Origin of the sequence: Tessaracoccus bendigoensis DSM 12906 (assembly GCF_900141915.1) — a bacterium.
Taxonomy (GTDB): Bacteria; Actinomycetota; Actinomycetes; order Propionibacteriales; family Propionibacteriaceae; genus Arachnia; species Arachnia bendigoensis.
The window spans coordinates 1-9,132 of sequence record NZ_FQZG01000109.1 but is presented as its reverse complement, the minus strand read 5'-3'; the positions used below and the strand labels follow the sequence as shown (position 1 = coordinate 9,132).

The following is a 9,132-nucleotide window of genomic DNA, read 5'->3' as shown; positions in this document are numbered from 1 at the left end:
AGGCGGCTCAACCAACACGCCGGTCAAGAACCTGCACCGTGCGCCAGAAGGTTTCGTCACGCCTGGCTCGTACCTCACCAGGCGGCTCAACCAACGGCGACACGCCCACTCGCTAGCGCTCGCCGGGCGGCTCAGCCAACGCGTCGACTCAGCACGTATGCCGTCACATACGTCATGGTCACCGCATTATCAATGATCCCCTCAACCTGCGGCAGCGACTCGGCCGCGGCATCCCCGTTCTCGATCGCCGAGTACATGAGCCCATAGTCCCCGTACTGGATGCCGAAGTTCCGGGACGCGAGCCCCTCCTCAACCGCGGCCGGGATCACCTCGGGGTTGGCCGCAAGGTACGTCGCCCCTGGTCCTGCCGGGATGATCTGGATCATCAGGATCGCCATCGGGTCGGGTGAGAACCAGGTGGCGTAGTCGCGTTTGGCTCCCCATCCCATACCGAATACAAGGTGGCCGAACCCGGGGAACTCCGCTACGTCGGGCTGCAGCCAGTAAGCCAACGCGGCTTCCGCCTCCAACGCATGCATCCAGACAGCCTGCTTCTCGAGCTCGGCATCGCCACGGGCCCGGGCCCAGAGAGCGAGCCCCGCCCAAGCGTTGACCGCCTCCGAACTGGATTCCTGATTGTTGCCGTCCGCGAACGGGGCGGTGCCCGACGCCCACGAGTGCGACGCGTACACGTCGAAGCAGCGGAACTGCGGGAACAACCCATTGTCGACGGGAGAGGCAATGTCAGCGGCGACCAGGTCGAAGACCGGGGCGAGACGATCGGCCAACTCGGGGTCCTCAGCGCACACGGTGCCGGCGGCGTGCAGGAAATAGCCGTAGTGGAAGTGGTGGTCGTTGAACTCCTCCGAGCCGAACGACGGCTCCAACCCGACCATTCCCTTGTGCACATCGTCGTAGACGAAGCACTGGGTCTCCCGCGAAGTCGCGCCATCGGGCTCGGCCCACTTCAGCAACGTCTCCGTCAACCGCGAAGCCAGGGCCGCGTCGTCGGCCCCCACCTGCCGGGCGATGCCCAACAGTTGCGAGTCGCGGTACAGCGCCTTGCCTCCGAAGTAGCTGTCCTCCGGATAGGGCTGCACCTCAGCAATGTCGGTTACGGCCAGTCCTCTGACCTTCTCCCGGCCGGCGTCGTCCAAGCCGGAGAGGTCGAGCGTCGGCTGGATCTCCCAACGCTTCGACGTCCAGGACAACTGGTCTGCGTGCCGCAGCACCAGGTTGCCGTACACGTTCGGATATTGCCCGATCGGCTCCGACGCGTCCTGGATGCCGGCCTCGTGGTGCGGCATCGTGACCAGCAGCGTCGGGCCGCCCAGGTAGGTCAGCGTGGTGGTCACCGACTCGTCACTGACGTCCCAATCGACCGCTGTGCCGGTCACCGGAGCGACGAGGTCGGCCAGGTCGGCCGGATCGGTGCCGGGCGGCGGCGCGAACCACACGGCCTGCTCACCCTCCCGGAGGCTCACCTCCTGGCCGGTGCTCTCGCCACCGACGACCCCGAAGCCCGAACCATCGGTCTTGAAGGTGACGTCGCGTAGGGCCGAGACGGTGACGCTGGGAGAACCCTGCACCAGTCGCACCTCGGCCAGCCCGGCCCCCGAGTCGTCGCGCAGTTCGACGGCGACGGAAGCCACGTCGAATCCGGTGACCATGGCTCCGGTCGCGCCTTCGAGCAGCACCTTCAGGCCAGACCCGCGGGACCCGATGATCGCCTTGTCGGAGACGACCACTTCTGGGAGCCAGAGCTCAAAGCCACCGTCGACCAGGGCGAACCCCAACGGCATGGGGAAGACGGGTTGTGCCGTCTCCCCAAACACGAGGCCGGAGAACCAACGGTTTGTCGGCGGGGTCAGCCCATCGGCCAACCGATCCATGACAAGGGGTTTCAGGGTGCGGGTCGGCATCGCACCGACAAGTTCGGTGACGTGACCGTCTGCAAGTGTTGACGCAGTCCCGGTCGGGGTCGGGGGCACCTGATCGGGAGTGCGTGTGCAGCCCGCGGTCAGGAGGCCTGCCGTGGCGCCTCCAACCAGGAACCCGAAGCTGCGTCGTCCCATCTGATGCCTACTCACAGGCCCACCTTGTGTACGAGATCACGCAGAGCATCGGTCGGACCGGCCAGGATCCCCTCATCGCGCAACTGGACAACCGCCTGGACGGGGGCACCGTCGGTGGCGACTAGGTTCAGGTCCCTGCTGTTGAGCTCCGTGCTCGTGACCCGCACCGTGACTACGGCCTTGCCGTCGGTGGTGGTGACGAGTGCGCTGTCGACGATGCCTGGGACGTGCGAGTCGTTAGGCAGGCGGATGGTGACCGTGGCCCCTCGCTCGATCAGCCCGTACTGGACAGGGGTGAGCACGAACTGCGCCTCGACGACGCGTCCGGTGTCGGAGGTGATCACCGCGAGGGGCTGGGTTGCGGCAAGGTAGCTGCCCACCTGGGCGTCGATGCGGGTGACGACACCCGGGATGGTGGCGAGGTAGCGCAGCATGCCTGCCTCCGCATCGACCTGGAGGGCCTCGGATGAGGTTACGACCACGCCGTTGGCAAGGTCCTGCTGCAGGCTGATGCTGCTCACGTCGAACAACGGATCGCCAACCTTGACGCTCTGGCCAACGGTGACGTGGGATTCCGTGATGATGCCGCCGTAGTTCGAGGCGACCGCGGCGCTTGGCGCGATGATCGTCGCCGAGGTGGATGCGATGGTGTGCTGCCGCTGGTTGAAAACCACTACGAGCACGAAAATTAGGGCTGCGGTGAGCAGCAGGCTGCCCAGCAGCCGGAGACGGTTTGCCCAGGTCATGATTTCTCCCTCCTGGCAGGCGCCGCGCCTTTCGCGGCTACCTCTGCCCGTTCCTTCAGTTCCGACAGGACGAGCGTGTGTGGTGTGGTGCGAGGCTCGGGTGCGCCGAGCAACCCGCCTAGTGCGAGCGCCTTGGCATCATCGGCTTCGGTGTCGTCGACCCCGAAGCGGTTTCTGCGTGCCTCACGGAAAGCGATCATCAGGAACAGGCCGAGCACGAAGGTGTTCAGCCCGCACCAGATGGTGGCGACGGCGACCTGTGAGTTCATCTGATCGCGCCAGATTCCGACTGCCGTGGTGGCCGCCAGTAGCACGAACGTGACTATCTGGGGGACGATGAAGTTGAACGGTGACGCGACCTGCTTGTTGGCACCGGTGACGCTCCAGGCCTGGTCGCGGCCGATGATTACGTTGAAGAGCGCCTTGAAGTAGATCGGGAACGAGGCTGCGGCAAGGGTCAGCACCTCCCAGCGGAACGAGCCGAGCGTGAAGAACGCCAGCACGATCTGCAACACGTAGAACCCTGCGTAGGCGATGAACCACTGCCCCATTCCGATGCCCATCGACACTGGCCTGAGGTCGAAGAAGATCTCGAGCATCGGGACGAACAGCAGCACGCCAGGCACGATCCCCGTCAGATAGTGGGTGGCCGTGACGAAGTACATCAGCCGCTGGTCGAGCGAGAGTTTGCGCCTGGTGAGCAGGGGGTTGCTGGTGAAGAGGATCTCGAAACCGCCGGTCGCCCAGCGCAACTGCTGCTTCGAGTAGGCCTCGATGGTGTCGGGGGCATCACCGACGGCGAGGGTCTCCCGCAGGAACACGCTCTTCCAACCGCGTCCGTGCATGACCATGGAGGTCCACACGTCCTCGCTCTTGGAGTCGGTATAGATGCCTCCGACGTCGTCGACGGCTGCCCGTCGGAACATCACGTTGGTGCCGACGCAGAACGCCGCGTTGAATGCGTTGCGGCCCGGCTGGACGAATCGGTAGAACATGGACTGCATGTATCCGGCGCCGCGGGCGACGAAGTTGTGCAGGTTTCCGTAGGTCTGCGGGGTCTGCACGAACGCGACCGTCGAGTCCTCGAGGAATGGCAGCGTCTGCTCAATCAGTCCCGGCAGCGGCACGAAGTCGGCGTCCAGGATGACGAAGAACTCGCCCTTGGTGATGGTGAGCGCATTGTTCAGGTTGCCCGCCTTCGCACCATTCGAGCTGAGTCGTCGAATGTATCGGCAGCCGATCTCCGCGGCCAGGGCCTGCACGTCGTCCGAGCGTCCATCGTCGAGGATCCAGGTGAGGTGCTTGCCTCGAACCGCCATGGCGGCCTCCGCCGTGCGGCGGATCACCTCGAGCGGTTCACCGTAGACGGTGATGAGGATGTCGACGCTCACCTCGCGGCCCCGGATGCGCAGCGGCCACTCGGTCGGGTCGTCAGGGTTCAGGAACACGTCGGGGTCGTCGAGATCGTAGAGTGCGGCCCTCGTCGCAAAGTAGGTCCAGTCGCGGCGGTCGCGGTATCCGGCGAGGATCGTCCACATGGCCGCAAGTCCGTGTAGCACCAGGACGCTCTCGGCGCAGATGACCAGCAGCCAGGGCAGGATGTCGCCCCGATGCTCTGGTTGCCAGAGGAACCAGCCGTAGTAGAGGACACCGAAGGTAGAAAGGATCGTCAGCAGGAGCATGACTGGCGAGTAGGTGTTGCGGGTTGCCGCTAGCCTGGTGTCGCCGTCGAATGCGTCGACCGACGCGTAGTCGTGATTAACAGAGCCCATGGGCCCCCTCCATCGTCTTGTGGCGCGCGGCCCATCGACGATCAGGGCCCATCCGCCGCTGATTGACGAATCTATCATGCGTCGCGAAGGGGTCACTTTCCAAAACGGCGTCCATGGTCGATTGCACACTTGACAATGGGCTCTTCATGACAGAGGATCGCGCGCGCCTTAGGATCGCGATGTTCGTTCATGGACGAACCAACATCGCGATGTTAAGCCAAAGTGGGCGTCGTCTCGGGACCTGTGGCCGGGACCCTGCACCGTGTGCCAGAGGGTTTCGTCACGCCTGCTCGCAGAGCTCGCCGGGCGGCTCAACCAGCGCAAGGAGGTTTCGACACGCCTACTCGCTGGCGCTCGCCGGGCGGCTCAACCAGCAGCCACGCGACTCAACCGCCTCGCCGTCTGAGGTAGTTTCGACCGCGTGGACCCAACAACCCGACGCGTGGTCGTCACCGGCGCCAGCGGATACGTCGGCACTCACATCGTCGACGCCCTCCTCGGCGCCGGGCACCAAGTACTCGCCCTCTCCCGACGACCCGTCCCCGAGCGACCTGGGTTGCGTTGGCTCCACTGGGACCTGACCCAGACGGCGCCGTCCGACCTCCCCGAGGCGACCGCAGTCGTCCACGCCGCCGCCCACGTCAACGACTGGGACCCGTGGCCCGTCCAGCAGCGCGTGACGGTCAACGGGACGGCCCGCGTGCTGGCCGCCTTCCCGACGGCCCGGATTGTGTTGGTGTCCTCGTGCAGCGTGTATCCCCTTGTCAAAGGGCTGGTCGACGAGTCGGTGCCGCCGACGACGCGGCCCCTTTCGCCGTACCCCCGCGCCAAGATCGCCCAGGAGGAACTGGTCGGGGCGCGGCCGGGGTCGCTGATCCTGCGCCCGCACGCCGTCTACGGCCCAGGCGACCCCACTCTGCTCCCACGGCTCTCCGCGGCCCGGGTCTTCGGCCGGTTCCTGGTTCCCTCCGGACGGCGGACGCTGGTACACCTGACCCACGTCGACCTGCTGGCCGCGGCCTGCGTCGCCGCCGTCGAGCGACCGGAGGTCACGGGCATCGTCAACGTCGCCGACGCGGACGCACTGCCCGCGCTCGACATCGTCCGCGCCATCTCGACGGCGAACGGTTGGCCCGAGCGACCCCTGCTCCTCGGGGAGGCCCTCACCTGGACGATCGCCGTCGCGCTCGAGGCGTGGGGTCACGCGTCGCCCGCGAGGAAACACCCGCTGCTCACGCGCTACTCGGCATCGCATGTGGCGCGGTCCAGGATCTTCGTGACGACCCGGCTCGACCGCGACCTCGGCGTCGCCCCCACCGCGCCCAGGCTGTCCACCTGGACGTTGGAACCGTAACTCCTACCTCCAACATCGGTGCTGCGATGACGCGCGCCACGAGCCGCCTGGTGATCCTGGAGTGACCGGTTTCAGTCCTCCTGGAACGCCGTCCCCGGCTCCCGCCTAGCCTTCGAGAACTCGCTCAGCTCCGCCTCCACCTGCTTCGTATACGGCAGGAAGAACATGGCGACGGCGCCGAGCAGCGCCATGGCGATGGGGACTCCGGCGGTGGCGACCCGGATCCCGAACTGGGCGCTGGACGACTGCACGTCGGCGTTCTGGTCGTAGCCGAACCCGGCGATGATCCACAGGAACAGCGAGGTCTGGACCCCGATCACCGGCGCCGAGAGCAGCGCCCGCAAGGCGACGAACGAGCCGGTCTTGCGGGTGCCGGTGGTGCGTTCGTTCTCGTCGATCAGCGCGGCCTCCAGCGGGACCCCCGAGGTCGTCATGATGTATCGACCGCTCATCAACACGACGTAGCAGAGCAGCACCTGCCACCACTTGGTCACCGCGAACAGCGCGGCCAGCCCGAGGATGTAGGGGATCATCCCGACGAAGATGCTTGTCCGGCTCCCGAGACGTTTGATCAGGCGGGCGAACAAGGGCATCAGCAGCAGCACGACGACCATCGACCCGACGTCGGTGATGGTCGCCTCCGTGCCCGAACTGCGGATCACGTGGTCCATGAAGTAGAGGAACGCGGTGAAGTACATGCCCATCGGCGCGGCCGCCGTGATGCCGTAGCCGAACCACGCCCAGAACGCGCGCATCCTGAGGATGGAGCGGGCGTCCTCCTTGAGTTGGGGCCAGGTGACCGACTGCTGCCCGGCGTCGCCCTCATACAGCTCGGGAGGGTCCTTCAGCAGGAGCGCCGGGATCAGGTAGAGCGCGGCGTTGACGAGCACGACGCCCATCAGCATGGTCGCGATCGTGGTGTGTTCTGTGATGGTGTCGCCGACGAGCAACTGTGTCGCGACTACGGTGGCGACCGCAGAGGTGATGTTGCCGATCCACGTCTTGACCACCTCGACGTCGATGCGGTCCTCCCTGGTCGGCGCCGCGAGGTAGAAGTAGCTGGTGGCCGAGATGAGGTAGAAGGTGGCGGCGACGTCGAACAGGAACAGCTCGATCAGGAACACCAGGAAGATGGTCATCTGCGGCCAGGACGGGCTCGTCCACGCCATCGCCACCAGCCCGATCAGCATGAACGGGATCGTGATGCGCATGACGCGCAGGAACTTTCCCTTGCCCGGGCGATAGGCCATCTTGTCGAGCAGGACCCCGAAGATGGGGTCGTTGATCACGTTCCAGATGTTGAACGCCAGGAACACCCAGCCGACGTACTTCGGGTCGAGCCCGATGACGTCGGTGTAGAACTTCACGTAGACGTTGTGGATGATCACCGTCGACATCCACGTCGCCGGCAGTGGCGTCGCCAGCAGCGCCCGCTGCCGGAACTTCAGCGCCACCGCGGCTACCGCGCCGTCAGCTCGAAGTCGCCTTCGCCTGCCGCGACGCTGATCCAGGCACCGTCGCGTGTCACCGGCACCGGGGCGCCGTCGCGGTGGGCGTGTGCGACGCCGTCGGGTGCGAAGAACAGGGACGGCTCGCCGGTGTCGGCTCCGCGCCAGGTGGCATGGAGGGTGCCGTCGACGACGCGCCACTGCTGCCCGTCGCCGGCGAACGCGACCGGGCGGGGTCGGGTGAGGGCGGCGGCCGCCTCGGAGTCGGCGAAGCCGTCCTCCCAGACCCAGTAGGTCCAGGACCAGCCGAACGAGTCGAACAGGTCCTGCAGCGCGACGCCGTGGTCGGCGACACCGCGGCCGAGGGTCAGTGCGCCCCATTCGCCGACGATGACGGGGACGCCGAGCCGCTCGGCGGTCTCGGCGTGGCGGGCGAAGATGGTGGTGGCGCGCGTGTTGCTGGAAAGGGCGATGGCGGGGGTGTCGACGGTGAGGTCGTAGCCGTGCGGGGAGTAGGCCCAGTTGGCGTCGTCGAGCGGCGGCTGCCCGGACGGGATTCCGATGTTGGCGAAGTAGTCGTGTTCGCGCAGGATGAGGGTGCCGGGGTCGACCGTGCGGATGGCGGCGGAGACGCGGGCCATCAGCGGGGCGACGGCGTCGGCCTCGAAGGCGGCCACGAGCGGGGCGACGGTGTCGCCGATCTGACGGTGGACGGCGACGTCCTCGAGCCTGGCCAGCTGCGCGAACTTGGCCTCGGGGTCGTCGAAGTCGGCGAAGACCTGCTCAAGGTCCTGCCCGGTGACGGCGGCGAACGCGCCGAGCACCGTCCCGAAGATCTGCGGGGCCTGGCTGCCGGGGGTCGGTTCGTTGATGAGGTCGTAGCCGGCGAGGGCCGGATGGCCGTGGAAGCGGGCGGCGACGTGGCGCCACATGGCCGCGAACCGGTCCTGCAGGCCGACGCCGTCGGGGCCGGGTGCGTTCTCCCAGAACCGGTCGAGGGCCTCGTGGACGGCGGGGCTGGTGAGGTAGGCGTCGCTCCAAAGGTCGGTGTCTGCGAACTCGTGGTCGGTGAGGGTCGCCCAGGTGGGGGCGCCGTCGCTGTAGTTCTGGGAGTAGAGGTCCTGGTGGGAGTCGAGGAGCGCGAGCATCCCTGCGTCGTGGATGGCGTCGAGTTGTTCGAGGATCCAGCCGAGGTAGGCGTCGTCGTAGCGGCCGGGTTCGGGCTCGACGGCGGCCCAGATGACGCCGAGTCGCACGAGGGTGAAGCCGCGGGAGGCGAGGTCGGTGAGGTCGCCGGGGGTCCAGGAGCCGCGGAACCCGCGGTCGACGAAACTGCCGGTCGGTCGCCGGTTGCCTTTGGCGACGAGGTTGATGCCGTGGAGGACGCGGTGTCGCCCGTGGTGGTCGCGGAGCCGTGCCCCGTCGGTACGCAGAACCATCTTTGCTCTTTCGGTGGGAGGTGACCCGTCGACCCTAGTGGAGGGGCGTTTGCGGGGTGTGGATTGGGGGTTGTTCGGTTGAGCCGGGCCGAGCGACGGTTGAGCCGGTCCGAGCGACGGTTGAGCCGGTCCCAGCGCCGGTTGAGCCGGGCCAAGCGCCGGTTGAGCCGGTCCCGCGCGACGGTTGAGCCGGTCCCGCGCGACGGTTGAGCCGGTCCCCACCGCGCGAAGCGCCGGGGACCGTGACGAAACCAACGCGACCATCCCCACAGACTCGCCCAAAGGTTCGCGCGCCTTA

At 66.9% G+C, this 9,132-nt stretch carries 6 protein-coding genes; 1 reads left to right on the top strand and 5 read right to left on the bottom strand.

Annotated features, from left to right (window positions below; genetic code table 11):
* Window positions 1–131: 131 nt before the first annotated feature.
* Genes BUC15_RS17965 through BUC15_RS17955 form a run of 3 tightly spaced genes read right to left on the bottom strand, consistent with a single transcriptional unit; the run spans window position 132 to window position 4,593 of the window.
* Window positions 132–2,090 carry a glycosyl hydrolase gene (locus tag BUC15_RS17965; protein ID WP_139280355.1) on the bottom strand — a complete coding sequence of 653 codons (1,959 nt, stop codon included), beginning with the start codon at window positions 2,088–2,090 and terminating at the stop codon, window positions 132–134.
* Window positions 2,087–2,821, bottom strand: coding sequence for an efflux RND transporter periplasmic adaptor subunit (locus BUC15_RS17960; protein ID WP_073191241.1), 735 nt, complete (start codon window positions 2,819–2,821; stop codon window positions 2,087–2,089). The genes BUC15_RS17965 and BUC15_RS17960 overlap by 4 nt, the downstream gene beginning before the upstream one ends.
* Window positions 2,818–4,593, bottom strand: coding sequence for a glycosyltransferase family 2 protein (locus BUC15_RS17955; RefSeq protein ID WP_073191238.1), 1,776 nt, complete (start codon window positions 4,591–4,593; stop codon window positions 2,818–2,820). Before BUC15_RS17955 ends, BUC15_RS17960 begins: the two co-directional genes overlap by 4 nt.
* A gap of 421 nt (window positions 4,594–5,014) precedes the next feature.
* Between BUC15_RS17955 and BUC15_RS17950 the strand changes: the two genes are divergently transcribed.
* Window positions 5,015–5,947: an NAD-dependent epimerase/dehydratase family protein gene (locus BUC15_RS17950; RefSeq protein ID WP_073191235.1), complete on the top strand. Its 933-nt coding sequence runs from the start codon at window positions 5,015–5,017 to the stop codon at window positions 5,945–5,947.
* Between the two features lie 71 nt (window positions 5,948–6,018).
* Here the strand turns inward: BUC15_RS17950 and BUC15_RS17945 are convergent, their stop codons facing one another.
* Together BUC15_RS17945 and BUC15_RS17940 are read right to left on the bottom strand one after the other, a co-directional pair.
* Window positions 6,019–7,401 (bottom strand): MFS transporter, encoded by a 1,383-nt coding sequence (locus BUC15_RS17945; protein ID WP_073191232.1) that lies wholly within the window; start codon window positions 7,399–7,401, stop codon window positions 6,019–6,021.
* Between the two features lie 5 nt (window positions 7,402–7,406).
* Window positions 7,407–8,834 carry a glycoside hydrolase family 5 protein gene (locus BUC15_RS17940; protein ID WP_073191229.1) on the bottom strand — a complete coding sequence of 476 codons (1,428 nt, stop codon included), beginning with the start codon at window positions 8,832–8,834 and terminating at the stop codon, window positions 7,407–7,409.
* Window positions 8,835–9,132 lie beyond the last annotated feature (298 nt).

Coding starts and splice junctions, on each gene's coding strand:
- BUC15_RS17960 (WP_073191241.1), bottom strand. CDS start 2,821: ATGACCTGGGCAAACCGTCTCCGGCTGCTGGGCAGCCTGCTGCTCACC.
- BUC15_RS17955 (WP_073191238.1), bottom strand. CDS start 4,593: ATGGGCTCTGTTAATCACGACTACGCGTCGGTCGACGCATTCGACGGC.
- BUC15_RS17940 (WP_073191229.1), bottom strand. CDS start 8,834: ATGGTTCTGCGTACCGACGGGGCACGGCTCCGCGACCACCACGGGCGA.